At 73.6% G+C, this 26,157-nt stretch carries 25 protein-coding genes; 14 read left to right on the top strand and 11 right to left on the bottom strand.

The genetic code is table 11. The features are described 5' to 3' along the window. The first annotated feature begins 100 nt into the window (after positions 1-100). Positions 101-430, top strand: a complete 330-nt coding sequence (locus NITAL_RS15095; RefSeq protein WP_157041862.1) for a hypothetical protein — start codon at positions 101-103, stop codon at positions 428-430. Positions 431-439: 9 nt separating this feature from the next. Here NITAL_RS15095 and NITAL_RS15090 read toward each other — a convergent pair whose 3' ends face one another. After that, positions 440-1,009, bottom strand: coding sequence for a dTDP-4-dehydrorhamnose 3,5-epimerase family protein (locus tag NITAL_RS15090; RefSeq protein WP_169786852.1), 570 nt, complete (start codon positions 1,007-1,009; stop codon positions 440-442). 433 nt (positions 1,010-1,442) lie between these two features. Here NITAL_RS15090 and NITAL_RS15085 point away from each other — a divergent pair, with 433 nt between their 5' ends. From NITAL_RS15085 to NITAL_RS15075, 3 genes are all read left to right on the top strand, one after another. Continuing rightward, the gene (locus NITAL_RS15085) at positions 1,443-1,724 is read left to right on the top strand and encodes a hypothetical protein (RefSeq protein WP_211262434.1); all 282 of its coding nucleotides are present in this window, start codon (positions 1,443-1,445) and stop codon (positions 1,722-1,724) included. A 208-nt stretch (positions 1,725-1,932) separates the two neighbouring features. Beyond that, positions 1,933-3,849 (top strand): DNA gyrase/topoisomerase IV subunit B, encoded by a 1,917-nt coding sequence (locus NITAL_RS15080; RefSeq protein ID WP_052667069.1) that lies wholly within the window; start codon positions 1,933-1,935, stop codon positions 3,847-3,849. Continuing rightward, complete coding sequence (locus NITAL_RS15075) at positions 3,849-6,257, top strand: DNA gyrase/topoisomerase IV subunit A (RefSeq protein ID WP_052667068.1); 2,409 nt, start codon at positions 3,849-3,851, stop codon at positions 6,255-6,257. Before NITAL_RS15080 ends, NITAL_RS15075 begins: the two co-directional genes overlap by 1 nt. Before the next feature lie 86 nt (positions 6,258-6,343). Here NITAL_RS15075 and NITAL_RS15070 read toward each other — a convergent pair whose 3' ends face one another. Beyond that, complete coding sequence (locus tag NITAL_RS15070; RefSeq protein ID WP_052667067.1) at positions 6,344-6,679, bottom strand: hypothetical protein; 336 nt, start codon at positions 6,677-6,679, stop codon at positions 6,344-6,346. Between the two features lie 360 nt (positions 6,680-7,039). On the opposite strand from NITAL_RS15070, the gene NITAL_RS15060 reads away from it, so the two are divergent. Next, positions 7,040-7,264 (top strand): cold-shock protein, encoded by a 225-nt coding sequence (locus tag NITAL_RS15060; protein WP_052669711.1) that lies wholly within the window; start codon positions 7,040-7,042, stop codon positions 7,262-7,264. Here the strand turns inward: NITAL_RS15060 and NITAL_RS15055 are convergent. Both NITAL_RS15055 and NITAL_RS15050 read right to left on the bottom strand, forming a co-directional pair. Continuing rightward, positions 7,212-8,879: an MFS transporter gene (locus NITAL_RS15055; protein WP_052667065.1), complete on the bottom strand. Its 1,668-nt coding sequence runs from the start codon at positions 8,877-8,879 to the stop codon at positions 7,212-7,214. The two genes, NITAL_RS15060 and NITAL_RS15055, sit on opposite strands and share 53 nt — an antisense overlap. Positions 8,880-9,001: 122 nt before the next feature. Continuing rightward, a complete protein-coding gene (locus NITAL_RS15050; protein ID WP_052667064.1) occupies positions 9,002-9,445 on the bottom strand; it encodes a VOC family protein in 444 nt (147 codons plus the stop codon). A 151-nt stretch (positions 9,446-9,596) separates the two neighbouring features. Between NITAL_RS15050 and NITAL_RS15045 the strand changes: the two genes are divergently transcribed. Both NITAL_RS15045 and NITAL_RS15040 read left to right on the top strand, forming a co-directional pair. Further along, positions 9,597-10,268 (top strand): RNA polymerase sigma factor, encoded by a 672-nt coding sequence (locus tag NITAL_RS15045; protein ID WP_052667063.1) that lies wholly within the window; start codon positions 9,597-9,599, stop codon positions 10,266-10,268. Continuing rightward, positions 10,268-11,326, top strand: a complete 1,059-nt coding sequence (locus NITAL_RS15040; RefSeq protein ID WP_052667062.1) for a hypothetical protein — start codon at positions 10,268-10,270, stop codon at positions 11,324-11,326. The genes NITAL_RS15045 and NITAL_RS15040 overlap by 1 nt, the downstream gene beginning before the upstream one ends. A gap of 13 nt (positions 11,327-11,339) precedes the next feature. Here NITAL_RS15040 and ligD read toward each other — a convergent pair whose 3' ends face one another. From ligD to NITAL_RS15025, 3 genes are read right to left on the bottom strand one after another with little or no spacing between them, the layout of a single operon-like run. Then, entirely contained in the window at positions 11,340-12,254 is a 915-nt protein-coding gene (ligD, locus tag NITAL_RS15035; protein ID WP_211262433.1) for a non-homologous end-joining DNA ligase, read from the bottom strand. An 8-nt stretch (positions 12,255-12,262) separates the two neighbouring features. Continuing rightward, positions 12,263-13,069: a non-homologous end joining protein Ku gene (ku, locus tag NITAL_RS15030; RefSeq protein ID WP_052669710.1), complete on the bottom strand. Its 807-nt coding sequence runs from the start codon at positions 13,067-13,069 to the stop codon at positions 12,263-12,265. A gap of 58 nt (positions 13,070-13,127) precedes the next feature. Continuing rightward, positions 13,128-14,117: an ATP-dependent DNA ligase gene (locus tag NITAL_RS15025; RefSeq protein ID WP_052667060.1), complete on the bottom strand. Its 990-nt coding sequence runs from the start codon at positions 14,115-14,117 to the stop codon at positions 13,128-13,130. Between the two features lie 85 nt (positions 14,118-14,202). On the opposite strand from NITAL_RS15025, the gene NITAL_RS15020 reads away from it, so the two are divergent. The 3 genes from NITAL_RS15020 (at position 14,203) to NITAL_RS15010 (ending at position 17,559) form a co-directional block, all read left to right on the top strand. Further along, positions 14,203-15,225, top strand: a complete 1,023-nt coding sequence (locus tag NITAL_RS15020) for a putative glycolipid-binding domain-containing protein (protein WP_052667059.1) — start codon at positions 14,203-14,205, stop codon at positions 15,223-15,225. A gap of 129 nt (positions 15,226-15,354) precedes the next feature. Then, positions 15,355-17,097 (top strand): ATP-binding protein, encoded by a 1,743-nt coding sequence (locus NITAL_RS15015; RefSeq protein WP_052667058.1) that lies wholly within the window; start codon positions 15,355-15,357, stop codon positions 17,095-17,097. Between the two features lie 39 nt (positions 17,098-17,136). After that, complete coding sequence (locus NITAL_RS15010; RefSeq protein ID WP_052667057.1) at positions 17,137-17,559, top strand: cupin domain-containing protein; 423 nt, start codon at positions 17,137-17,139, stop codon at positions 17,557-17,559. 26 nt (positions 17,560-17,585) lie between these two features. Here the strand turns inward: NITAL_RS15010 and NITAL_RS15005 are convergent, their stop codons facing one another. Beyond that, positions 17,586-18,584, bottom strand: coding sequence for an FAD-dependent oxidoreductase (locus NITAL_RS15005; RefSeq protein WP_052667056.1), 999 nt, complete (start codon positions 18,582-18,584; stop codon positions 17,586-17,588). Positions 18,585-18,766: 182 nt separating this feature from the next. Here NITAL_RS15005 and NITAL_RS15000 point away from each other — a divergent pair, with 182 nt between their 5' ends. After that, the gene (locus NITAL_RS15000) at positions 18,767-20,476 is read left to right on the top strand and encodes a hypothetical protein (RefSeq protein ID WP_211262432.1); all 1,710 of its coding nucleotides are present in this window, start codon (positions 18,767-18,769) and stop codon (positions 20,474-20,476) included. 24 nt (positions 20,477-20,500) lie between these two features. Here the strand turns inward: NITAL_RS15000 and NITAL_RS14995 are convergent, their stop codons facing one another. Further along, positions 20,501-20,689: a hypothetical protein gene (locus tag NITAL_RS14995; protein WP_052667054.1), complete on the bottom strand. Its 189-nt coding sequence runs from the start codon at positions 20,687-20,689 to the stop codon at positions 20,501-20,503. Between the two features lie 185 nt (positions 20,690-20,874). On the opposite strand from NITAL_RS14995, the gene NITAL_RS14990 reads away from it, so the two are divergent. Genes NITAL_RS14990 through NITAL_RS14980 form a run of 3 tightly spaced genes read left to right on the top strand, consistent with a single transcriptional unit; the run spans position 20,875 to position 25,510 of the window. After that, entirely contained in the window at positions 20,875-22,074 is a 1,200-nt protein-coding gene (locus NITAL_RS14990; RefSeq protein WP_052667053.1) for an exonuclease SbcCD subunit D, read from the top strand. Next, the gene (locus NITAL_RS14985) at positions 22,071-24,569 is read left to right on the top strand and encodes an AAA family ATPase (RefSeq protein ID WP_052667052.1); all 2,499 of its coding nucleotides are present in this window, start codon (positions 22,071-22,073) and stop codon (positions 24,567-24,569) included. The genes NITAL_RS14990 and NITAL_RS14985 overlap by 4 nt, the downstream gene beginning before the upstream one ends. Then, positions 24,566-25,510 (top strand): hypothetical protein, encoded by a 945-nt coding sequence (locus NITAL_RS14980; RefSeq protein WP_052667051.1) that lies wholly within the window; start codon positions 24,566-24,568, stop codon positions 25,508-25,510. Before NITAL_RS14985 ends, NITAL_RS14980 begins: the two co-directional genes overlap by 4 nt. Positions 25,511-25,518: 8 nt before the next feature. Here the strand turns inward: NITAL_RS14980 and NITAL_RS28575 are convergent, their stop codons facing one another. Together NITAL_RS28575 and NITAL_RS28570 are read right to left on the bottom strand one after the other, a co-directional pair. Then, a complete protein-coding gene (locus tag NITAL_RS28575) occupies positions 25,519-25,797 on the bottom strand; it encodes a hypothetical protein (protein ID WP_052667050.1) in 279 nt (92 codons plus the stop codon). A gap of 80 nt (positions 25,798-25,877) precedes the next feature. Then, positions 25,878-26,120, bottom strand: a complete 243-nt coding sequence (locus tag NITAL_RS28570) for a hypothetical protein (protein WP_052667049.1) — start codon at positions 26,118-26,120, stop codon at positions 25,878-25,880. Between the last annotated feature and the right edge of the window lie 37 nt (positions 26,121-26,157).

Raw genomic sequence — 26,157 nt, 5'->3', positions numbered from 1 at the left:
GCTGGTGTTCTGCGGCCACATCGCTACCGTCAGGGGAGAAGCTGTCCGTCGCGTGAGATCGGGGCCGACTATGCGGCACACCTTCCTCGGGGCACTGGCGGTGAGCGTGCTCCTCCTCCTGCCGGGCGTGGCCGGCGCACAGGATGTCGACGACCCTTGCTACGTCGACCCGACCTCCGTCGAGTGCCTCGGCGTCGGCGGGGCTGACGATGGCGAGGTCAGCGCTGATGACGGGGAGGTCGTCGCTGACGACGGTGAGCCACTGGACGTCGAGGTGCTCGGGGAGGCCCTCGACCGTGGTGGTGCTGCCCCCGCCGGGATCCTCGGCGTGACGGGCCTGGACGCCGGTGTCTTCGGCGGGCTCGTCGTCGTGCTCCTGACGGCCGGGAGCGCGCTGCTGGTGGTCACCCGCCGACGCCGGTCGGCGTAGCTCGCCGGATCAGCTGACCGACCGACCTCCACGCCAGCGGGGGTGGTCGCGGTACCGCTCGCGCAGCGTGGGGTTGGCGCGGTCCGCGGCGGACACGATGGGCGCATCGACCGGCCACGCGACGGCGAGGTCCGGGTCGTCCCACGCGACCGCCCGCCTGTCGACCTCCGGGGTCCAGTACCCGCCCACGTCGTAGACGTAGTCCATGTCGGTCACGGTGCAGAAGCTGTTGGCCAGCCCGTCGGCGACGAACAACCGCACCCGCTCACCCGGCGCGTCACCCAGGGTGAAGGTCGCCACCTCACCGAACGTCGGGCTGTCCGGCCGGACGTCGGCGATGGCGCAGAACGCGGTGCCCCGGACGACGTAGACCAGCTTGTCCCACGGCTCGGCGTGGAAGCCGCGCAGGACCCCCGGGCCACTACGTGAGTGGTTGCCCTGACGGAGGACCGGCTCGCGGCCGAGCGCCTCGGCCAGTTCAGCGATCTGGTAGGTCTGGCGGAAGAAGCCACGCTCGTCACCGAAGGTGTCCCACCGCACCACGAGCAGCCCCTCGATGGGCGTGGTCTCGACGGGCACGGTGGAACCTTCCGGCGGTGCGGGACGGGGAACGCTACCCGTCCTCCAGACGCCGGAGACGCAGCGCGTCGCTGTCGGGGCGAGGGTGCGGGTCAGCCACGGGATCGCCATGCCGGCCGCCTCGACGGCGCTCTTGCACGCCCGCAGCACCCGGTCCTGGGTCGAACGCACGCTGCGGATGTCCGGCAGGGTCCCGCAGGATCGCCCCGGCCGCGTCGCTGAAGTCAGCCGGTTGCTCCTCGTCCACGCGCGCTCGCCCCCTCTCGCTGAGCGAAGCCAGCCCCTCCGATGCCCACCGCTCTCCTCCAGGCTCGTCCGTCCGGCGCTCGAGTTCCAGATCCGGGACACGTGTCCTGGGACAAGACGACGTCGTGGGCGGATACTCGGTGGAGGGCGGCAGCGGGGGGTGGGTAGGGGCACGGTGGGGGCACGAGTGCAGCATCGCGGTACACCGAGGCACAAGCGGGACGTGCACTGGCTGATGACCTACGCCCTCGGCCTCGCCTTCTCGGAGCCGAGCGACGCGGCCGCGTGCGCCCAGATCCTCGCGGTGACCGCGGACCAGGGCTTCCTCGCGGAGGCACGGGCGCGGCTCCCGGCAGCCACCTTCGCCGATCCGGGCAGTCGATGGCGAGCGGAGCAGCTGCTCAACCGCGCCGCTCGGTCGGCCCCACCCCCGGCCCAGGTCGGATCGTTGGCGGTCCGAGGGCGGTGAGGGCTCCGGCCCCCGGCCGGGATCGTCCCCCACGCGTGCCCGGCTGACGGACCAGCGTCGTGTGCCTCGGGGGTTGTGCGATGGTGTCGCGGTCGTGCCGTAGGTTTGCGGCTGCCGGTCCGTCGCCGGCTCCCGTACCTCCGGAACGAGCCTCGGTGCCCCGCACCAGGCGCGGCCGGAGCGCCCCGCATCGCGCACAGGACCACCCGTGACCGACTACCGCGCCGCCTCGATCAGCGTCCTCAAGGGACTCGAGGGGGTCCGCAAGCGTCCCGCCATGTATATCGGCTCGACCGACGTACGCGGCCTCCACCATCTGGTGTGGGAGGTCGTCGACAACGCCGTGGACGAGCACCTGGCCGGCCACGCCCGGTCGATCACCGTGCGCCTGCTGGCCGACGGCGGTGTCGAGGTGACCGACGACGGGCGCGGCATCCCCGTCGACCTGCACCCCACCGAGAAGGTCCCCGCGGTCGAGCTCGCGCTGACGGCGCTGCACGCGGGTGGCAAGTTCGATCAGCAGGCCTACGCGGTGTCGGGTGGCCTGCACGGGGTCGGCGTCTCGGTGGTCAACGCCCTGTCGCGCCGCACCGAGGTCGAGGTCACCCGGGACGGGTACCGCCACACCATCGCGTTCGAACGCGGCCCCCGGGTCGAGGAGCTGGCCAAGGCCGGCAAGAAGCGCGGGTCCGGCACGCTCGTGCGGTTCTGGCCCGACACCGACGTCTTCGAGACCACCGAGCTGCGCTTCGAGACCGTCATCGAGCGTCTCCGCGAGACGGCCCTCCTCAACCCGGGCCTCGAGATCATCGCGATCGACGACCGCGACGGCCGCTCCGAGAGCTTCCACTACACCCGCGGCCTCGCCGACTTCGTCGAGCGGCTTCTGTCGGGCAAGGACGCGCTGACCGCGCCCATCGTCGTCGCCGACGAACGGGAACACGAGGGCCGCAAGGTCGCTCTCGACGTGGCGTTCACCTGGTCCGACGGGTTCCACGACGACCGCATGCGCAGCTACGTCAACATCGTGCGCACCGCCGACGGCGGCACCCACGAGGAGGGCTTCCGCCGGGCGCTGACCGCGACGCTCAACAAGTTCGGGCGCGACTCGGGTGCGCTGCTGAAGAAGGACCCCAACCTCACCGGCGACGACGTGCGCGAGGGTCTCGTCGCGGTGGTCTCGCTCAAGCTCCCCGACCCGCAGTTCGAGGGGCAGACCAAGGGCCGGCTCGGGTCGACCGTCGCCCGCGCCTACGTCGAGCAGGTGGTCACCGAGGCGCTGACCGCCTGGCTCGCCAAGCACAAGGCCAAGGGCCGCCAGATCATCAAGCGCGCCGCCGTCGCCGCCAAGGCACGCCAGGCAGCCAAGGCGGCCCGCGACCTGACGCGACGCAAGGGCCTCCTCGACACCCAGTCGGCCGGCCTGCCCGGGAAGCTCGCCGACTGCACCTCGCGCGATCCGTCCGAGACCGAGCTGTACGTGGTCGAGGGTGACTCGGCCGGCGGCTCGTCCAAGCAGGCGCGCGACCGCCACACCCAGGCCATCCTGCCCCTGCGCGGCAAGGTGCTCAACGTCGAGAAGGCCCAGCTCTCCAAGGTCCTCGAGAACGCCGAGATCCAGGCGCTGGTCAAGGCCGTCGGCACCGGGGTCGGGGACGCCTACGACCACGACCGCCTGCGCTACGACAAGATCGTGTTGATGGCCGACGCCGATGTCGACGGCGGTCACATCACCACCCTGCTGCTGACCTTCTTCTACCGCCTGTCGCCACGGCTGATCGAGAAGGGCCACCTCTACCTCGCCCAGCCGCCGCTCTACCAGCTGCGCAAGGGCGGCAAGGTCGCCTACGCCATGAGCGACAAGGAGCGCGACACGCTCCTGCGCACCGAGTTCAAGCGCAACACCAACGTCGAGGTGCAGCGCTTCAAGGGGCTCGGTGAGATGGACGCCGAACAGCTGTGGGCCACCACCATGGACCCGGGCCGACGCACCCTGCTGCGGGTCAACATCGAGGACGCCGCCCGCGCGGACGAGCTGTTCGTCCTGCTGATGGGCAACCAGACCGACCCGCGTCGGGACTGGATCGTCTCCAACGCGAAGTTCGCCGAGAACGTGGACGTCTGATGGCACGCCGTACCGAAGAACCCACCGCCAGCGTCGGCCAGGTGCTCGACGTCTCGCTCGAGTCGAGGATGGAGCAGGCCTTCCTCGACTACTCGATGTCGGTCATCGTGGGACGCGCCCTGCCCGACGTGCGCGACGGGCTCAAGCCCGTGCAGCGCCGCATCCTGTACTCGATGTGGGAATCGGGCCTGCGCCCGGACCGCCCCTACCGCAAGTGCGCGTCCGCCGTCGGTGAGGTCATGAAGACCTACCACCCCCACGGCGACAGCTCGATCTACGACGCGCTGGTGCGCATGGCCCAGGACTTCGCCACCCGCGAGCCGCTGGTCGACGGTCACGGCAACTTCGGCTCCATCGACGGCGACCCGCCGGCCGCCATGCGCTACACCGAGGCGCGCCTGTCGCCGTTGGCGATGGAGCTGCTGGCCGGCATCGACGAGGAGACCGTCGACGAGGTCGAGAACTACGACGGCTACGCCACCGAGCCGGTGGTGCTGCCGGCGCGGTTCCCCAACCTCCTGGTCAACGGGGCGTCCGGCATCGCGGTCGGCATGGCGACCAACATCCCGCCGCACAACCTCGGCGAGACGATCGACGCCACGCTGCACCTGCTGCGGCGTCCCGACGCGACCGTCGACGACCTGATGAAGCACGTCCCGGCGCCCGACCTGCCGGGGGGCGCCAGGATCGTCGACGGCCCGGGGATCAAGGACGCCTACGTGTCCGGCCGCGGCGCCATCACCGTCGAGGCCGTCGCTTCGACCGAGATGCGCACCGGCAACCTGCCCCGCATCGTCATCACCGAGATCCCCTACCAGGTCAACAAGTCCGCCCTGCTCGAGCGGATCGCCGCCCTCGTGGCGACCCGCAAGCTCGAGGCGATCCGTGACCTGCGGGACGAGTCGTCACGTGACGGCATGCGCATCGTCATCGAGCTCAAACGCGGCGAGGACCCCGCCGCCGTGCTGGCCAAGCTGCACAAGCTGACCGACCTGCGCACCAACTTCAACGTCAACCTCGTCGCGCTCGTCGACGGCGCGCCCCGGACCCTGGGCCTGCGGGACGTGCTGCTGCACTACATCGCCCACCAGCGCGAGGTGCTGACCCGCCGGACGGCCTTCCGGCTGCGTCGCGCCCGCGAGCGGGCGCACGTCCTCGAGGGGTTGCTGCTCGCCCTCGACCACCTCGACGAGGTCATCGCCCTGATCCGCGGCAGCGCGTCGGCGGCCGACGCTCGGGAGGGCCTCCAGAGCCGCTTCGGGATGTCCGAGGTCCAGGCCCAGGCCGTCCTCGACATGCAGCTGCGCCGCCTGGCGGCGCTGGAGCGTGCCGCGCTCGAGGACGAGTACCAGCAGCTGCAGGAGACCATCAGCGGCCTCGAGGCCATCCTCGGCGACCAGGACGTGCTCGACGGCGTGCTGACCGAGGAGCTCAAGGAGCTCAAGCGCGTCCACGCGACGCCTCGCCGCTCGCGCCTGGTCGCCGCCGGCATCGAGGCCGAGGACCTGCTCGCTGGCGGGTCCCAAGCCGGGTTCGAGGCCCAGGAGGTGACCGTGATGGTCACCCGGGGCGGCTACCTCAAGCCGATGGCCCGCCGACGCACCACCCCCACCCACAAGCACCCGAACGACCCGGTCGTGGCCGTGGTCCGTGCGACCACCGACGACACCCTGCTGCTGGTCGACGCGACCGGTCAGGGCCACCGTGTCGGCGTCGGCGACGTGCCGGTGGTCAAGCCCTCGCAGCGCGGCACCCACGTGGGCGGGCTGCTCGGTGGCGGTCCGAACGCCCCGCTGGTCGGCGCCGTCCCGCTCTCCGACGAGGCCGGGCTGACCCTCGTGACCGTCTCCGTCGCAGGACAGGTCAAGCGCACGGCGCTCAGCGAGTTCGCCGAGGCGCGACAGCGGTCGCTCCAGGCTGCCGGCGTCAAGGCCGGCGACACGATCGCGGCCGTCACGCTCGCGCGTGACGGGGACCACCTGCTCGTCGCCCACGACCGTGGGCAGGTCGCCCGGTTCGCGGCCGACGACGCACGGATCATGGGGCGCAGCGCCGCTGGCGTCGCCGGTCTGGACGTCCCCGCCGGCGCCCACGTGGTCAGCCTCACCACGGTGCCCGGGGGTACCGACGAGGGCGAGGTGCTGACCATCGGCACGGACGGGACGGCCAAGCGCAGCCCGCTCGAGGACTACCCGGTCAAGGGCCGCGGCGGCAAGGGCGTCAAGGCGGGTCCCGACGGCCTGGTGTGGTGCGGCGTCGCAGCGGACCTGCACCTCGGCGGGGACACCCCCCAGCGGCTGCGCCCCGTCGACGTCGCCGAGGCCCGTCGCAGCGGCCGCGGCCTGACCCTCGAGACCCCGCCCGCCGGGCCGGGTGCGGCCGAGGTCGAGACCACCGCGCCGTCGTAGGCTCGCGACGCCCGACCGCGAGCCCACGTCGGCCGGCGAACGCACGGCGCCCCCGACGTCGGGGGCGCCGTCAGTTCAGCGATCGGTCACTCTGCGAAGATCATCTCGGCGAACTCCTCGCACGTCGACCACGGCGCCAGCGGCGCCAGCGGAACGACGGCGGCGTTCGCGCGCGTCCAGAGCATCTCGCCGGCCGTGCCGATGTGCAGCCTGTCATGGTGGGCGTGCAGCGGCACGGGCCGTCCCGCAGCGAGCAGCCGGCAGTGCTTGTAGCCGATGGGCTCACCCGTGTCATCGAACTCGATGCCGGTGACGAGCAGGTGGCCGTGTGGCGGCGTTTCCTCGGCCTGCGCGACGCCGAGTGACGCGCCGAGTAGGCCGAGCGATACGACGAGGGTGGTGACCTTCTGCGTGCGCTTCACGCGTGTTCCCCTTGTCCTGCAGGCACAGGCGATCGACCTGCACCCGCCCGATGCGTGGCTCCCCCGCGCTCCCAGGATGCAGGCGCGTACGGCCGAGGTCCAGGGTGCGGGAGCCACCGGCGCGCACCGCGACATCCGCCTTGCGCAGCCCGAGGCCGCCCTTGACCCGGACCGCACCTCGCGTTCTCACCGCCGGCGTCGCGGCCGCGGTCTGACCCTCGAGACCCCGCCCGCCGGGCCGGGTGCGGCCGAGGTCGAGACCGCAGCGCCGTCGTAGGCTCGCAGGGACCCGCACCGACGATCACCGGAGTTCGCGTGTCCGAGGACCCGCTCCTGCAGCGCCGTACCGGCGAGATCGCCATCGAGACCGAAGCGGCAGCCCGCCGATCGGGTCTCGTGCGCTGGTACAGCGACGAGAAGGGCTACGGCTTCCTCACCCCCGACGACGGTGGTGAGGACGTGTTCGTGCGCTACTCCGCGATCGAGGGCGACGGCTTCCGCAGCCTGACCGAGGGCCAGAAGGTGACGTTCGTCACCGGTTCCGACGGCCGCGGCCCCCGCGCCAGCGCCGTCCGCTGCGACTGACGTCGAGGTCGACCGGCATCAGGTGCCGCGTCGTCGGTGCGCCGCGCACGTCCATGTCACGCAGCGCACGGAGGACCTCGAGGTCACGGGCATCGAGCCGGGTGCGTTGCACCATCTGCTCGTCCCACGCGGCGTAGCGCACGACCTCGGTGAAGCGCTGCGGCTCCAGAGCATCCTGGTGCAGGTCCCACCGCCGGGCGCCGGTGCGCCGGCGGATGCGTCGTGCCTCGCGCATCCCGGCGAGGAACCGCTCGACGTGGGTCTCGTCGATCACCCAGCTCCGGGTGACCACGGTCGGCCCTCGGACCTCGACCCGGAGGTGCTCGTCGAGGACCTCGAGCCCGGCGGAGCGGGGTTCCTCGACACGACCGAGCACCGGCAGGTCGAGCCGCAGCGCCACCATCCCGAGGATCAGGGTGATCGCCGTCGCGACGGCGACCGCCATGCCCGACCCGGTCCGCTCGGCCAGCGCACCCGCCAGGAAGGCCCCGACGGGCTGGATACCGACCACCAGGGCGTAGAGGCTGACCACGCGGCTGCGCACCCAGGTCGGCGCCATCAGTTGCACAGTGGCGTTGAGGGTGATCAGGACCCAGACCCAGGCGAGCCCGGCCAGCGACATCCCGGCACCGGCCGTGACCCCGTTCGGCGCCAGACCGAGGGTCACCCCGCCGACGCCGAACAGCAGGATCGACGCGGGCACCATCCGTGCACCGAGCCGGATGCGGGCCCGCTCCCGCGTGGCCACACCGACGAGCGCGCCGGCGCCCATGCAGCCCCAGATCAACCCGTAGGCGGCACCGCCGAGGCCGAGGTCGACCACCACCGGTGCCAGCAACGCCTGCACCGACGCGGCGGTGAGGGTGAACACCGCCGTGACCACCAGCAGGATCCGGATGTCGCGGGTGAAGCGGGCGTAGCGGACCCCGACCGCCGTGGCCCGCAGCAGGTGACGACGTGACTGCCCGACCACCCGTTCGACCTGGTCGCGCGGCAGGGTCAGCAGCACCGCGACCACCACGAGGAACGACAGGGCGTTCAGCCCGAAGGAGGCCGAGACCAGCCCCGCCGCCACGAGCAGACCACCGAGCGCAGGACCGACGGCGCGGGCGACGTTGAAGGCGCCGGAGTTGAGCGTGATGGCCTGCGGCAGCAGCGGCCGCGGGACGAGGTCGGGCACCAGGGTCTGGAACGCCGGCATGGCGATCGCCGTCCCGGATCCGAGCAGGAGGGTGAGCGCGAGCAGGAGGGTGGGTGTCAGGGCCCCGACGCCCGCGAGGACGGCCATCGCCGCGACCGACGACGAGCCGATGAGGTTGCCGACGATCAGCAGCGTGCGCCGATCGACGACGTCGGCCAGCGCGCCAGCCGGCAGGGTCAGCAGCAGACGGGGCAGCAGGAGGAAGGTGGTCACGAGGCTGACCATGAACGCCGAGCCGGTCAGCTCGAGCATGAGCCACGGTGCCGCGGTCATCTGCAGGAACGTGCCGAGGTGGCTGACCACGGCCGCGGTCCAGATGCGGCGGTAGGCGGGCACACGCAGCGGCGCCAGCGTGGGCACCGGCACCTCGGGAGCCGATGCCGTGCTGGCGTCAGCGCCAGGGTCGGTACGCACGGGCAACCTCTCACCCGCGCAGCGACGAGCCCACGGGACCTCCCCCAGCACAACGCCGTCGGCGGGTGCGGGCTTCCGCGCCGCCTGCCCGTCCGGCGGTGTCCCCGCCTCCGCCGGCCCCGTCAACCGGCCAGGGGCTTCGGCGGTACGTGGAGCAGATCGTGGCGACGCCGCCAGATCTCGGGGTCGACGGCCTCGACGTACAGGGCCAGTGGGGTGCCGTCGGGGTCGCTGACGTGGAGGGTGTGCAGCAGCCCGTCGTCGGTCGCACCCTCGACGTGCACGCCGGCCTCGTCGAGCCGCCGGCGCAGCGCGTCGAGGTCCGCACGACCCTCGCCGATGCGGATCCCGAGCCGGGCCGGTCCGACGGTGACCTGCGGACGGGGGGCCGCGTCGAGATCGGCCGTCACGAGCACCAGTTCCAGGGGCGCACGACCGCTGCCGAGCGCCACGCCGGACGCGCCGACCGGCCCGCGGACCCGCCAGCCGAGCAGCTCGGTGTAGAAGCGCTGCGCGCGGTCCAGGTCACGGACGTGGAGGACGACGTGACCGAGCTCAGGGGACAAGGGGGGCTCCAGGCTGGAGTCAGGGAGGACGACGGTCCTCAGGGTAGGCGCGCGCATCACACCACACCGTCCGCTGTGGCACGCTGTACCTGAGCCGTCGGGGGGCGGCGCGCGACCAGGGGGGGCATCGCCTCCCGGGGGTGGGAGCAGGGTGACCGCGTACGACGGGCGTGACGACGGGTTCGGGGCGACGCTCGCCGCGGCCCGGTCGGGCGATGCCGGCGCGTGGTCCCGCCTCTACCACGAGGTGGCCCCCATCCTGATCGGCTACCTGCGCGTCCAGCGCTTGCCCGACCCCGAGGACGTGGCCGGCGAGGTCCTCCTCGAGGTCGTCCGGGACCTGCACCGCTTCGATGGCGACGCGCGGGGGTTCCGCTCCTGGGTGCTCGCCATCGCCCACCACCGCCTCCTCGACGCGCGGCGGCGTGACGCGCGGCGCCCCGTGACCAGCGTGCCGTGTGCCGACCTCGAGCCGCGCCCGGGACGTGACGACACGGAAGCGGCGTGCCTGGCGCACGTCGGCCTCAGCGAGCTCGAGCCCGCGCTCGACACCCTCACGCCCGAGCAGCGCAGCGTCCTGCTGCTGCGGGTGGTGGGTGACCTTTCGATCGCGGAGGTCGCGGGCATCGTGGGCAAGCGACCGGGGGCGGTCAAGCAGCTGCAGCGGCGGGCCGCCCAGGCGATGCGGCTCGCCCTCACCGCCGAGGCGGTCGACGACCCCGACGCCGATGCGCTTCCTGCGCTCGTGGCGTTCGCTCACCGCTCGACACGTGACGGAAGGGCTGGCCTCGACGCTCACGGTGTCGGACAGACGGTGCGGTGATGGACCAGGAGCGTGTGGCGCAGCTGGCGCGGGAGCTCGGCGATGCCGAGCTCGCCGAGCGGCTCGTGTCCGCACGCGCTGCCGTGGTCCGACCGGTGCCCGACGACGTCGCCCGGCGCCACCTGCGCGCGGTGACGCTCGCCGCCAGCACGACCGCGGCCGGTGCGGCCTCGGTGACCACGGCCTCCAGCGCTGCCGCCGCGACGGGCGCCGGGGCGGCCGCCTCCGTCGGCGGCATCGCCGCCGGCAGCACGGCCCTCGGTTCCATCGGCGCCCTCAAGATCGGCGTGGCCGCCTTGGCCACCGCTGTCGTGACCGCGGGGGGCCTCGGCGCCACGGGCAACCTGCCCGAACCCGCACAACGCGTCGTCGACGAGCTCTCGGGCCGGGCGGACGCCGAGAACGGGGACGCCGGGGGTGCGGACGACGAGACGCGGTCCGGGCAGGACACCGGGTCGGTGCCCGAGGACAGCACGGGACGACGGACCGGACCGCCGGAGCCCGCCGGGACGCGCGATCCGGGACACACCGAGCGCGAGGAACCCGCCGACGACGTGGCGCGGGATGACGACGTGGCGCGGGATGACGACGCAGCCGAGGCGCCGACGGGGACACCGCCGCCTGACCGCGATGCCGTCGGCGACGCGCCATCGGAGCTGACACCGAACCTGCCGACGACGCCCGGGACCCCGCCGGCCCCGAGCCCTGGCGGTGGCACGGACGAGACGACCAGTGCACCGGGGGACGACGCCGGCGGGCCCCCGGGTGGCGCGGACGATGCCCCCGAACGGCAGACGGACGCGCCGGGCAAGGCCGCCGACCCGGACGCGTCCTCGCCGGGTGCCCCCGAACCCGGCGGCCCCGGGGCCGGGGCGCCGGGCCGGGCAGGTGGGGGACTCGCCGAGTCCGACACGGCAGGCCCGGAGCCGGCCGGGGACATCGCCCCCGTGGGTGACCGCACGAGCACTGGCCCCCCTGCCGCGAACCGCGCCCCGTCGGGCGACGCGGCACCGGACGACCTGGCATCGGCCGACGAGCCACCCGGCGTGGGCCGCTGACACGGCCTCGGGCTCACCCGATGCGAGGCAGGTCCTGTTCGAGCGTCGCGACCTCACCGAACAGGTCGCCGTGCTCGGCGACACGTTCGCGGACGCTGTCGAGATCGTGGACGAGGGCACCCTCCTCGGCCCCGACCGCGTCACCGACCTCGTCCCAGGTGAGGGGTGTGGACACGGTCGGTCGCGGTCGGGCGCGCAGCGAGTAGGCGCACACCGTGGTCTTGGTCAGGTGGTTCTGGTACCAGTCGATCAGCACCTTCCCCGGGCGCAGCGTCTTGGTCTGCTTGGAGACCACCAGGTCGGGGTGCCGGTCCTCGAGCAGCCTGGCCACCGCCTCGGAGAACGCCCGGGTCCGGGCGTAGGTCATCGACGGGTCGTGCAGCGGGACGTAGACCTGCAGCCCCTTCGAGCCGGAGGTCTTGGCGACGGCGGTCAGGCCCAACCCGTCGAGCACCTCACGTATCCGCAGGGCCACCTCGGCGCAGGTGCGCACGTCGGCCGGTGCTCCAGGGTCGAGGTCGAACACGACCGCCGTCGGCACCGTGGTGTCCGGGGCCGCCCCCATCGTCACGTGCAGCTCGAGCGCGCCGAGGTTGGCCGCCCACGCCAGCGCCGCCACCTCGGCGAGGTCGCAGTGATCCACGACCTTCTCCCGACCCTCCCGGCCGAGCTGGACGGTGCCGAGCCAGTCCGGCGCGTGGGACGGGCAACGCTTCTCGAAGAACCCCTCGGCCTCGACCCCGTCGGGGAAGCGCTTCAGGGTGACCGGCCGGGCGGCGAGGTGGGGCAGCATCACCTCGGCGACATCGACGTAGTAGCGGAGCACCTCGGCCTTGGTGGTGCCGGTGGCGGGGTAGAGCACCTTGTCGAGGTTGGAGACCGACAGCTCCCGCTCGCCGACGCGGACGGTGGTTCGGGTCCCGGCCACGATCGGCCTCAGGCCGACTCGGCGGACGACCCACCGTCGCGTGAGGCCGCCAGGGACGCCTCGAGCGCCGCGACCAGGTCGACCACGTCACCGGCCTCGCGCTCGAGCTCCGGAGCCGCCGTGATGTCCTCGCCGGCCGCCTTGCGCTCGATCAGCTCCAGGAGCTGGTCCCGGTGGGTGTCGCGGTAGCGCTCCGGCTCCCAGGCCACGGTCATCGACTCGATGAGCTGGCCCGCCATGGCCAGCTCGCGGTCGGTCGGCTGGACGTCCTCCCCCGGCAGGCCGTCGAGCTGCTCGGTGGGGATGACCTCGTCGTGGTAGACGACCGTCGAGACCGCGAGCGCGTCACCGACCGGCCGGATGATGGCCAGGTGCTGCTTCGTGCGCAGCACGAACCGTGCGACGGCGGCCTTGCCCGACTCGCGCATCGCCGTGTGCAGGAGGGCGTACGGCTTGGCCGCCGTGTCGCCGGGGACGAGGTAGTACGACGAGTCGTAGTAGAGCGGCTCGATCTCGGCGAGCTCCACGAAGTCCTCGATCTCGATGGCCCGCGACGACTCCGGCGCCAGAGCCTTGAGCTCATCGGGTTCGAGCACCACGTACCGATCCGGCGCGATCTCGTAGCCCTTGACCATCTGATCGCTGGTGACCTCCTCGCCGTCGGCGGCGGCCACCTTGCGGTACCGCACGCGGGAGGCGTCCTCGCGGCGCAGCTCACGGAAGCGCACGTTCCTGCGGTCCACCGCGGTGACCAGCTTCACCGGGATGTTCACCAGCCCGAAGCTGATGGCGCCGCTCCAGATCGCTCGTGCCACCTCGACCACCTCCGTGCGACGGACCGTAGCGTCGGACACGCCCCGCGACGAGGGACCGTCAGTCCGAGGCGCCCACCGTGTCCTCGGCGTCGAGCAGCACGTCGCCGGCGGCGATGTCGTCGCGCAGCCCGAGCCAGACCGGCTGACGGAGCCTGCCCTCACCGGTCAGCCCCCGGTAGCGGACCGTGCCCACCAGCGAGGGGACCACGAAGCGGGCATCCTGCCCCGCGATGTCGGTCGCGAACGGGGAGCGGTCGGCCGCCTCGAGCCGGCCCTTGAGGTCCTCGCCGGCCCGGCCGGCGAGGCCGGAACCGACCGCGCCGAGCACCTGCAGCCTGCCGTCAGCATCGTGGGCACCGACCACCACCGCACCGATCCGTGAGCTGGTCACGCCGCCGGGTCGTTCGCCACCCTCCGGCCGCCAGGCACCGATGACCACGTCACGGCGGTGGGCGAACGGCAGCTTGATCCAGTCGTTCGAGCGTGCCCCCGGCCGGTAGGTGCTGCCGAGCCGCTTGCTGACGACCCCCTCGTCACCGCGCGCGGCCGCGACCTCGAGCAGCTGGGCCACGTCGTCGGTGGCGGGCGGGACCTGGATGCGGCCGCCGTGGAGGCCGAGCTGCTCGAGCATGGCGCGGCGGTCCTCGACGGGCTCGTCGAACACCGCACGCCCTCGGCAGATGAGGACATCGAAGATCACGTAGAGGACGGGCGACTCGGCCGCGGCCCGCCGCACCCGGGTGGGGTCACGCAGCTGCAGGCGCGGTTGGAGCCGGGAGAAGGATGCCGCGCCGTCGTCGTCGAGCACGATGACCTCGCCGTCGAGGACCGTGGGACCGTCGACGCGCGTGGCCAGGTCGGCGAGCTCGGGGTAGGAGACGGTCACGTCGGCGCCGCTGCGGGAGCGCAGGACCAGCCCGCCGTCACCGTCGAGGTGGGCGAGCACCCGGGCGCCGTCCCACTTGATCTCGTGCAGGAAGCCCTCGGTGACGTCGGAGACCCGGCCGGCCGTGGCCAGCATGGGCCGCAGCCTCGCCGTCGCCTGCACGTCCGCTCCCTCGTCCCGCCCGTCACGGGTGACGCTAGCCTCCACCGGCCCACGACCGAGGCCGGCCGCGGAGGAGGTCCGCCCCGTGCTCGCCGACGACCGCTCTGGGCTCCCTGCCGGCCTGCGGCGCGTGGCCGACGCCGACGCCGACGGGCTGATCGCCCTCGTCGTCGCGGCGTTCGAGGAGTACCCCGGGTGCGTGCTCGACCTGCCCGGCATCGACGACGATCTGCCCACCCCGGGGACGACCGCGGCACAGCGCGGCAGCCCCTGGTGGGTCGTCGAGATCGACGGACGGATCGTGGCGTCGATCGGCGCCGGGCCGCTGGACCGACGTGCATGCGTCGAGCTCAAGCGTCTGTACGTCGACCGCGACCACCGCGGTCGCGGCCTCGCGACCCGCCTGATCGAGGTCGTGGAGCGCCACGCGGCCGGCCTCGGCGCGACGAGCGTGGAGCTGTGGTCCGACACCCGGTTCGCCGCCGCGCACCACCGCTACGAGCAGCTCGGCTACCAGCGGACCGGCGAGGAGCGCCAGCTGCACGACCCCTCCGACACCACCGAGTACCGCCTCGTCAAGCCGATCACGCCCGCTGCTGCCGACGTGACGATCGGCTGGGACGGCCCCCACGGGGCCGAGGTGGCCAGCCTCACCGCGCTGCCCGACGGGTGGGCGCTCGCGGCGGACCTCCCCGACCGCGAGGTGACCATCACGGTCGAGGTCGACGGGTCGTGGCGGACCCGGCGAGCCGAGGTCGACGCGGATGGTTCGGTCCGCCGGCTGACCAGCGACGGTGCCGGCACGTGGTGGCGTGACGGGCACGAGGCCCCGGCCCTGGCCGGCGCCACCGACGTCGACGTGGAGGTCAGCCCGCTGACCAACACCCTGCCGATCCGCAGGCTGCTCGCCGCCGGGCAGGAGGACGCGGAGGTGGCCGCCGCCTGGGTCCGCGTCCCCGGTGACACGGTGCAGCGGCTCGACCAGCGCTACACCCGGACGGGCAGGCGCACCTGGCGCTACCGCTCGACCACCGGCTTCGAGGCGGACCTCACGGTGGACGAGCACGGCCTCGTCGAACGCTACGGCGAGGTCTGGCACCGGACCTGACCTCGCAGGTGGCGGCCCATCACCGGGCACGTCGGTGCCGGCACGTAGGCTGCCGTCGGGGCGCGCCCGACGGCGCAGGCCCGACCGACGAGCCCGACCCGACGAGCGAGGGACCCGTGCGAGGCGACCGTGGCTGAGGATCCGACCGCGCCACCGCTGGTCGGTCGCGTGCTCGGCACGGAGGACGCCACCCCCCTGGAGTTCTGGGTGGCGGTCGCGCCGGACCAGTTCCTCCAGCTCGACGACGTCGTCGCGTTGCGTCGGACCCCGCCGGGCGGGCCCCCGGTACGGATCTACGGCCTCGTCAGCCAGGTCCGCGCCCGGCACGAGGGGGCCCGTTTCGACTCCGACGTGTTCCTGATCGAGGACGGGGTGCTGCCGGCCGAGGTGTCCGAGGCGGCCCAGGTCCTCGCGACACGGTTCGAACCCGAGGTGTTCGTCCCACCGCTGCCCGGCCAGGCGGTCGTCAAGGCGGTCGGCGACGACCGCGACCAGGCCCTCTTCTTCGACGGCATGGAACGCCAGCTGCCGGCGGGGCTGACCCGCGACGGCCAGCGCGTCGTGCTCGACCTCGACTTCCTCGACGGCACCCGTGGCGCGCACGTCAACATCTCCGGGGTGTCCGGGGTGGCGACCAAGACCACCTACGCGACCTTCCTGCTGCACGCGCTGTTCACGTCCGGTGTGCTCGGGGCGGCCCACAACGCCAAGGCGCTCATCTTCAACGTCAAGGGCGAGGATCTGCTCTTCCTCGACCACGAGAACGCCAAGCTCGACGACACCTCGCGGGCGCGCTACGAGCTCCTCGGCCTGCCCGCCACGGCGTTCCGCTCGGTGGAGATGTGGGCACCGCCGCGGCGCGGCGCGGACAACGCCGCGCCGGACACCGGCGCACGCCGCGAGGGCATCGGCTCGTTCTTCTGGACCCTCGAGGAGTTCTGCCGCGACGGGCTGTTGCCCTTCCTGTTCGCCGACGCCGGGGACGACCGCCAGCAGTACACGATGGTCGTCGACAACGTGACCGCCCGCCTCCAGCGCGACGCGGTGCCGACCGGGGACGGCGCGGTACGCCTCGAAGGCGTCACCTGCCGCACCTTCCGCGAGCTGATCGACGTCGTGCGCGAGCGGCTCGAGTCGGAGGACGAGGCCCCCCGGTGGGCGGGGCGGGCCGTCGGGGTCGGGACCATCAATGCTTTCGTGCGCCGTCTGTACGGCTCGCTGCGTCACGTCGAGGACCTCATCCGCGGCGACGTCGCCCGACCGGAGGCCCACCGGATCCGGCACGAGGCCCAGGTCACCGTGGTCGACATCCACCGGCTCAACGACCGTGCGAAGCGCTTCGTGGTCGGTGTGGTCCTGCGTCGCCAGTTCGAGGCCAAGGAGGCCTCGGGGAGCGCCGACCCCCTGACCTTCGTGGTGCTCGACGAGCTCAACAAGTACGCCCCGCGCGAGGGCTCGTCCCCCATCAAGGAGCTCCTGCTCGACATCGCCGAGCGCGGCCGCTCCCTCGGGATGATCCTGATCGGCGCGCAGCAGACCGCGTCGGAGGTCGAGCGTCGCGTCGTCGCGAACTCGGCGATCCGGGTGGTCGGCCGCCTCGACGCCGCCGAGGCGGGACGCGACGAGTACGGGTTCCTGCCCACCGCCTTCCGACAGCGGGCGACCATCGTCAAGCCGGGGACGATGATCCTGTCCCAGCCGGCCCTGCCGATCCCGCTGGTGGTCGAGTTCCCGTTCCCGTCGTGGGCGACGCGGCCCTCCGAAGCAGGGGCGGGACCCGCCACGGGCGACGACGGCATCGTGACCCAACCGGACGACCCCTTCGCCGGCCTGGACAGCCACACTGGAGCACCCGACGGCATGCCGTTCTGATCGCGACCTGAAGGACCAAGCGACCAGCGAGGAGCTGCGATGACCACCCACCCGAAGGACGAGGGTCCGGAGCCGTTCGTGCTCGACATCGACGAGGCGACGCTGATCAACGGCAACTTCCGCACGACGCTGTGGACCGGCACGAACCTGCAGCTGACGGTCATGGCCATCGCGCCGGGGGACGACGTCGGTCTCGAGGTGCACCACGACCGGGACCAGTTCCTGCGCATCGAGGTCGGACGCGGCCGGGTCCAGATGGGGCCGAGCGAGGACGACCTACCGCTCGATCAGGCCATCGAGGACGACTCGGCGATACTCGTCCCGGCCGGGACGTGGCACAACGTCACCAACACCGGGGACCGTCCCCTGCGCCTGTACGCCCTGTACGCCCCACCGGAGCACGCGCACGGCACCGTGCACCCCACCAAGGCCGACGCGGACGCCGACGAGCACCACCACTGAGCGACGCCAACGGGCTCCGAACCGGTTCAGGTACGGGCCTCGACGAGGCGCACCACCTCGGCGGCGCACCCCCAGGCGAGGGTGACGCCGGCGCCGCCGTGCCCGTAGTCGTGCACGACCACCGTCCCGGGGACGGTCCGCTCGTCGACCTCGAGGCGCACCGTCGGCCGCCCCGGCCGCAGCCCGACGGCCGCCCCGATCACCTCGGCGTCGGCCAGGGCCGGCGCGAGGGCGGTGCACCGCGCCAGGATGGCCGCCGTCACGTCGGGGTCGGGCACCAGGTCGCTGCGCCCCACCTCCAGGGTGCCCCCGAGCACCACGTCGTCGGTGCGGGGGTGCACGTAGGTGTAGCCGTCGGGGTGGTGCTGATCGCGCAGGCTCACGGTCAACCCCGGGTTGGTGGTGCGGACCACCTGACCTCGTACCGGGACCACGCTCGTGTCACCGACCAGGTCGCGTGCCCCGAGGCCGCTGCAGTGCACGAGGACGGGTGCGACGCCGGCGAGGTCCCGCAGGGACGTCAACCGAGCGCGGTGCAGCCGCCCGCCCGCCGCGGTGAACCGCGCGACGAGCCACGCGAGGTGGACGGGCATCTCGACGAGCGGTACCGAGAAGGCCAGCCCGTGGGCGTAGCCCGGGGGCAGCTGCTCCGGCCGGGCGTCCCGCACTCCGTCGACCGCGGCGGCCCACCAGGGGCGACCGGGAGGCTCGCGGTAGAGCATGACCGTGTCACGCAGCAGCACGCCGGCCGCGGGGTGGTCGCGGGCGGTCGCGCTCAGGACCTCGAAGGTGTGGCGCCCCCACACCGCCACGCGGTCCTGCGGGCCCACCTCGGTCGGGAACCACACGGCCGCCGCGACGTGGGAGGTGGTGTCGGAGACGGCGTCGGCGGTCACGATCGCCACCCGCCGGCCGGTGGCCTGCAGCGCGAGCGCCGCGCTGAGGCCGACGACGCCGGCGCCGACGACCACGACGTCGAGGTCGCGGCCGAGAGCCGGATCGGTACCGGACGGTGAAGGGTCCACGGCCCGAACCTAACGTGACGTCACCGTGTCCTGCGACCGCGGCCGCGCGACGGGATCCGGCGTCCGCGCCACCGGACCGGCGTGGCTAGCGTCACGGCGCCCGTCACCTCGCCCACGACCTCGGAGGGTCGACCCTGAGTCCGACGCGGCGCCGTCGCCTGATCCGGACCGTGCTCGTCACGGTGGCCGGGACGGTCGTGCTGACCACGTGCGCCGTCCAGGGCCTGCTGCCGCCCGAGGACCTGCTACCGACGAGGGGCGACGACCCGGTCGAGGATCCGGTCGAGGACCGCTCGGCGGTCGAGGAGACCGCGCCCCCCGAGGCCGAGCCGCGATGCACGCTGGCCGCCGAGGTCGACCCGGTGGCGCTGCGCGGGACCGACGGCAGCCTCGACGTGCCCGGCGCGGTCACCGCGGGGACCGAGTGCGTCGAGCAGGTCGTGCTCGTGGTGCCCGGCGACGCGGCGCTGGCGGCCATCGCCGCACCGCTCGCCGCGGCCGCGGGCGCGCCGCTGCTGATCGGCGACGAGGCGGAGCTCGCCGACGTGCTCGCGTCCCTCGGCGACCCCGAGGTCCGGCTGCTCGAGCGGACGGACGAGAGGGCGGACGCGGCGGCGGACGATGGGACCGGCGTCGCCGTCCGCGTCGCCGAGGAGCTCGGCGCGACCACCTTCGTCGCCGCACCCACCGACGAACCCAACCTCCTCGCCGGGGCGGGGCAGGTCGCGATCCGCACGGGTGCTGCCGTGCTGCCCGTCGACCGCGACGGTCCGCCGCCGCAGCTGCCCCCGGCCGCCGAGGTGGTGACGATCGGGGACCTCGGGGACCGGTTTCCCGACGCCGTCCCCGCCGAGGCTCCGTGGGAACTCGACGGTGACGGCGGTCCCGCCTGGCTCGTCGACCCCGCCGATCCGGCGGCGTTGCCGACGATCGTCCTCGCCGCGCTGCGCGGCGACGAGGTGGTCCCGGTGTCGGGTGGTGACCTGCTCGCCCGGCGGACGGTCGCCAGGGTGCGCGGCGCCGGGCTCGATGCGTCCTCGCTCGTCCCGGTCGGCACCTTCGCCGGGGACCCCGGCCGTGACGTCGTGCTCCTCGCGGAGGCGCCGCTCCTGCCGGGCGGGACGCTGCGCCACTTCGATGGCACGCGCATGGTGGCGCTGTACGGACGGCCCGACAGCACCGTCCTCGGCGCCCTCGGCGAGCAGGACCTCGATGCCACCTTCGAGCGGGTCCGCGAGGTGTCCGCCGGCTACGACGCCGACGGCCGCGAGGTCGTCCCGACCCTCGAGGTCATCGTCACGGTGGCCAGCGCGGAGGCCGGCGACGACGGCAACTACTCGCGCGTCACCCCGCCGGAGGAGTTCCGCGACCTCGTCGACCGCGCGGGCGAGGAGGGCATGCAGGTCATCCTCGACCTCCAGCCCGGCCGCACCGACTTCCTCACCCAGGCCCGGATCTACGAGGAACTGCTGCGAGAACCCCACGTCGGCCTCGCTCTCGACCCCGAGTGGCGGCTCGAACCCGATCAGGTCCACCTGCGCCAGATCGGCTCCGTCGACGCCGCGGAGGTGCAAGCGGTCGTCGACTGGTACGCCGAGCTCGCCCGGGACACGGGTGTGGCCGAGAAGCTGCTCGTGCTGCACCAGTTCCGGCTGTCGATGCTGCCGGACCGGGACACCATCGAGGCACCTCGCGAGGTCGCGGTCGTGATCCACATGGACGGTCAGGGGCCTCAGGGCACGAAGCTGGAGACCTGGCGGACGCTGACGGCGGGCGCCGAGGACCGGTGGCACTGGGCGTGGAAGAACTTCTACGACGAGGACCCCGTCGTCGCCCAGCCGGAGTACATCCTCGACCTCGAACCCGAGGTCGTGCTCGTCACCTACCAGTGACCCAGCGGCCGCCGAGGACCCGGCTCAGCGGCGGCGCTTCCGCTTGCCGCCGAGCGCGCCCTGGAGCGCCCGCTCGAGACCCTTGGCGAGCCCGCCGTCGTGGCCGGCCAGGCCTCCGCGGCGTACGGGCCGTCCCTTCGCGGCGGTGGCACGTCGGTCCGGCTCACCCTTGACGACGTTGCTGCTGTTCTTGGCGATGCGCTTGACGCTCACCGGGGTGGCTCCTCAGGTGTCGGTCGTCGAGTGTGGGCCACGGAGCGCGCCGCTCCCCCATACGAAGGGCCCCTGGTCAACCGGCCCCGCGACGCACGCCGGCGGCCGTCCGGACGCCGCCCGGGGCCGTCGCCCACGGGAGGGACCTGCGCGGGCGTGTCGCGCTCGACGCGTAGCCTGACGCCATGCTCATCCTGCACACCTCCGACTGGCACGTGGGCCGGACCGTCCGCGGACGGTCCCGGGCCGACGAGCACCGTGCGGTCCTGGCCGAGATCGCCGGGATCGCCCACGATCGGGACGTCGACCTCATCCTCGTGGCCGGGGACCAGTTCGACACCGGGGCGCCCTCGGCCGAGTCGGAACGGATCGTCTACCGGGCCCTGCTCGACCTCGCCGACACCGGGGCGCACGTCGTGGTCCTGGCCGGCAACCACGACAACCCGCGCCGCTGGGCAGCGGTCCGGCCGTTGCTCGAGCTCGGCAACGTCCACCTCGCCGAGCACGTCGCGCCCCCCGATCGCGGTGGCGTGCTCGACCTGACCACCCGCGACGGTGAGGTCGCCCGCGTCGCCCTCGTGCCGTTCCTCTCGCAGCGCGGCATCGTGACCTCCGAGCAGCTGATGCGCCGCGACGCCGCCCAGCACGCCGGCACGTACGCCGAACGCGTGGCCCGCATCGTGGCGTCGCTGACCGCCGACTTCGGCTCCGACACCGTCAACCTGGTGGTCGGCCACCTCACCGTGGCCGGCAGCGGCGGACCGTCCCTGGGTGGTGGGGAACGACAGGCCCACACCATCTTCGATTACGTCGTGCCGCCGCAAGCGTTCCCGTCGACGGCGCACTACGTCGCGCTCGGCCACCTGCACCTGCCCCACCGGATCCAGGGACCGGCACCGATCTGGTACTGCGGTTCTCCGCTGCACCTCGACTTCGGCGAGGCCGACCGCGGCGCCAAGGCGGTCCTCCTGGTCGAGGCGACCGCCGCCACGCCCGCGCGGGTCGAGCAGGTGCCGCTCACCTCCGGCCGGCGTCTGCGCACCCTCAAGGGCACCCTGGACCAGGTCCTGGCCGCCCGGGACGAGGTCGGCGACGACCTGCTTCGGGTCGTGCTCGACGAGCCGCCCCGCCCCGGCCTCGCCGACGAGGTCCGCGACGCGCTGCCCGATGCGGTGGACGTCGGTGTGGCCCCGCGCGAGGACGAGGACGCCCGGGACGCACCGGCCGAGCTGGACGTCGACGCCCTGCGGGCCTCCCCCGCCGCGCTGTTCGGCGAGTACCTCGACGAGCTCGGGATCGAGGACCAGCGGGTGACCGCGCTGTTCCAACGGCTGCTCGAGGACGCGCAGGACGCCGACCGGGACGCGTCACCGGTGGGCCCGTGAGGCCGCTGTTCATCGAGCTCGAGGGCATCGGATCGTTCCGTGAGCGGACCGAGCTCGACCTCGCCGGTGTCGACCTGTTCGCCCTCTCCGGCCCGACCGGGGCGGGCAAGACCACGCTGATGGTCGACGCGATGATGCTGGCCCTGTACGGCACGGTCCCGCGCTACGAGGACCGCCGGATGGTGGCGCCGGTGATCACCCAGGGGGCCAACGAGGGCCGCGTCCGGCTCACCTTCTCGGTCGGGAACCGGACCTTCACCGCAACGCGCGTCGTCCGCCGGACCAAGCAGGGCGCCACCACCAAGGAGGCACGCCTCGAGGAGACCACCGGCGGCGGATCGGTGGTCCGCGCGGGCAGCGCCGACGAGGTCTCGGACGCGGTGGCGTCCCTGCTCGGGCTGAGCTTCGACCAGTTCTGCCGCTCGGTGGTCCTGCCCCAGGGCGCGTTCGACCGCTTCCTGTTCGCCAAGCCGGCTGAGCGCGGGGATCTGCTGCTGCAGCTGCTCGATCTGCGGCTGCACGAGGAGGTCGGCAAGCGCGCCCGGGTCGAGGCGACCCAGGCATCGGCCCGGGCCGATGCTGCGCAGCGCCGGCTCGACGGTGACCTCGCCGGCGCCGACCCCAGCGAGGTCGACCGGCTCGAGGCTCGGGTGGTCGAGCTGACGGCGCTCGGCGAACGCTGCCGCGAGGTCCAGGACGAGCTCGACACGCTGCGTGAGCACGGCGGGAAGCTCGCGGCCGAAGCCACCGAAGCCGCGAACGACCGGGACGCGCTGGCCTCGCTGCGACGGCCCGAGGACGTCGACGCCCTGGCCGACGCGACCCGCGCCGCGTCGCAGGCCCGGACGGAAGCCGAGCAGCGCCGGGCTACGGCCGCCGAGGCCCTGGACGCTGCCGAGGCGACGCGCGCCGAGCTCCCCGCACCGGAGATCCTCGCAGCGCTGGCGCGGACCGCCGACGAGGTCGCCGCCGCCGAGGCCGCCCTCCCCGAGCTGGTCCGTGCCGCGGACGAGGCGCACGCCGCGGCGACGCGGGCCGCCAGCGAGCTCGAGACAGCCGAACGGGGCGTCCACGACGCCGAGGCCGCCCTCGACGCCGCACGGCGGCGCGAACTGGTGCACGCCCTGACCGACGGGCTCCACGCCGGTGACGACTGCCCGGTGTGCGGCTCGCCCCTCGCGGAGGAACCCGACGCGGGCGACGACACGGCCACCGCGGCCGCCACCACGGCGCTCGGCGAAGCACAGGCCGGGCGCACCGCTGCCGCAGCCAGCGTCCGGGACGCCGACCGGCACGCCGCCAGTAGCGATGAACGCCGGCGGGCGGCCGAGCGTCGGCTGGCTGAGGCCCACGATGCACGAACGGCCGCCCTCGCGGCCGCGGGCGTGGCCGACACCGACGCGGCCGACGCCCTGGTCACCCGGGTCGCGGCAGCCGACGCCGCAGTCACCGCCGCGCGGACCGACGACCGCGCCGCTCGCCAGGCCGAGGCCGAGGCGCGTCGCGCCGACGAGGCCGCCCGTGCCGGTGAGCAGGCGGCGTGGGGCACCCTGGACGCCGCCCGGGACGCGGTGGCACGCCTCGGGCCCCCGTCCCCCGACCGCCGTGACCTCGCCGCCGCCTGGGACACGCTTCTCGCCTGGGCCGAGACCACCCGGCCGGCCGCGATCGCCCGCGCCGACGAGGCAGCGGCCGCGGTGGTCGAGGCACGCGAGCGGTACGCCACGGTCAACGGTGCGCTCCGGGAGGAGTGCGCCCGCGCCGGGGTGGACGTGCCCGCCGGCTCCGCGGCGGGGGTCGCCGTGGCCGGGGCGCTGGCCACGGCGCAGGCCCAGCACGCCACGCTGGCGCAGCGCATCGCGCAGGTGGCCGAGGTCACCGCCGAGCGGGACGCCGCCCGTGCGGACCAGCAGGTGGCCGAGCACCTCGGCAAGCTGCTGCGCGCCGACGGCTTCGAGCGCTGGCTGCTGTCCCGGGCCCTGACCCGCCTGATCGCCGGCGCGTCGGCGCTGCTGCGCGAGCTCTCGTCGGGGGCGTACTCCCTCGCGCTGGACGCCACCAACCAGTTCCTGGTGCTCGACCACCGCAACGCCGACGAACCGCGCAGCGTGCGCAGCCTCTCGGGCGGCGAACGGTTCCTCGCGTCGCTCGCGCTGGCGTTGGCGTTGGCCGACCACGTCGCCGAGCTCGCCGCCGATGGCGCCGCCCGGCTCGAGTCGTTGTTCCTCGACGAGGGGTTCGGCACGCTCGACCCGGACACCCTCGACGTGGTCGCCGCTGCGCTCGAGGAGCTCGGCGCGCGGGGTCGGGTCGTCGGCATCGTGACCCACGTGCGCGACCTCGCCGAACGGTTGCCGGTGCGCTTCGAGGTCCGCAAGGGCCCGACCGGATCGAGCGTGCGCCGCATCGACGAGGGCGCCCCCGTCACAGCCGACGACCTGCCGACCGCCGACACCAGCCAGGTGGTCGGCACCGGGTCCGAGGAGGTCGCGTGAGCGCCGCGGTGGAGGGGCCGGTGCAGGTCGCGATCGACGGGTGGGACCCGTCGATGGGTTCGGCCACGTCCGCGCTCGAACGCATGGCGACCTCCCCCGGACCGGTCGACGCGAACGTCGAGGTCCCCGAGGCGGAGTGGGCACCTCGCAGCCCGACCTGCGCGCCGGCCAACGGTCCGGTCCGGTTCGTCGACGGGGTTCGCCGCATCGAGGGGCACCTGTGGGTCACCCCACCGGGTGAACGCACCCGCCAGGCCCTCGCCGCGTCCATCGCCGCTGGCACCGTGTGCTGCGACGGACCATCGGCCGAGGTCGAGGCGTGCGAGGTTCAGCGCCTCGTGGTCGGTCCCGCGGGGGTCCTACCGACGGTGACGACCACGGCCGGCGAGTTCCTGCCACGCGCGGTGGCCGATGACGATGCCGACACGCTGCGTGCGGGCGTACAGGAGCGGCTGCGGCGGCTCGAACGCCGCCTCCTCGAACGCGCCGCCGACAGCGACCTGTTGATCGTGGACGGCCCCCTGGACGGCAGCGTCGCCGTCGACCACGCGGTCGGGTACGTCAAGACCCACCACGTGGCCTACCTCGAGGACGCCGTGGCCCGCACGGTCGCCGACCTCGCACCCGGCCAGCGCACCCCGCTGTTCCTGGCGACCTCGTCGTGGACGCGGTTCTCGTGGTACCTGCGGCTGCCGTACGGGACCGGGCATCCGTGGGCCGGGATCGTGCGCTGCGAGGCGTCGGGCGACCTACCGGTGGCCGATGTGGTGACGCTCGCCGACCGCGTGGCGGCCACGCTCCCCCGGTTCGCGTCGCAGCCGCACAAGGACCGACGCGCGCCCCAGAACCTCTACCCGATCGGGGGGCTCGAGAAGCAGCTCACCCACCGTCTCGGCGACGCCGCCCACGTGCTACGCGCCCTGCGTGCGGGCGTCGCCTGACACGACGTTCAGCCGGCGGTCGTGTCCGGTGGCTGCAAGGTCCCCGGCACCCGGACGTGGCAGCGGGAGTCGGTCGTGCCCGGCCCGTCGAACACGCTGCCGTCGAGCGCGACCTCGTCGGCGTCCAGCAGGCACCCGTCCGCCCCGTAGGCCGCCAGCGTGTAGCGGTCCAGGGTCGGCGGCGCCCAGGCGAGGAAGACCACGAGGCCGTCCACGTTGGGTGCGACCAGCACCGGGTACCCACCCATCGCCTCGGCACCCTCGGGCTCGATGGTGACCGTCGTCACGTTCGGGTGGGCCAGGCCATGGTGCAGGATGCCGACCGGTGCTTCGGGATCATCCAGCCCCAGGTTGAGGAACCCGCCGTTCAGTCCCTCGATCGAGTCACCCGGCCGGTGATCGGGCGTGTCGGGTCGATCCCCGAACCGGCCAGGCAGGCGGCCTCGGCGCGGCCATCGGGGAACCGCACGTCGTAGCAAGGCCCGATCCTCGAGTCGTAGGTGCTCACCACGAACGCGCCGAGCGGCGTCTCGACCTGGCCGGCGACGACGACCTCACCGACCGGGCTCAGTGGGCCGTCCGACGCTCGGATGCAGTCTGATGACTGCATCTGGGCGCGCGCGGCGGCCGACGACGCACCAGCATGC

Source organism: Nitriliruptor alkaliphilus DSM 45188 (assembly GCF_000969705.1).
In the GTDB taxonomy this organism is placed as follows: domain Bacteria; phylum Actinomycetota; class Nitriliruptoria; order Nitriliruptorales; family Nitriliruptoraceae; genus Nitriliruptor; species Nitriliruptor alkaliphilus.
This window is presented reverse-complemented; position numbering and strand designations above follow the sequence as displayed.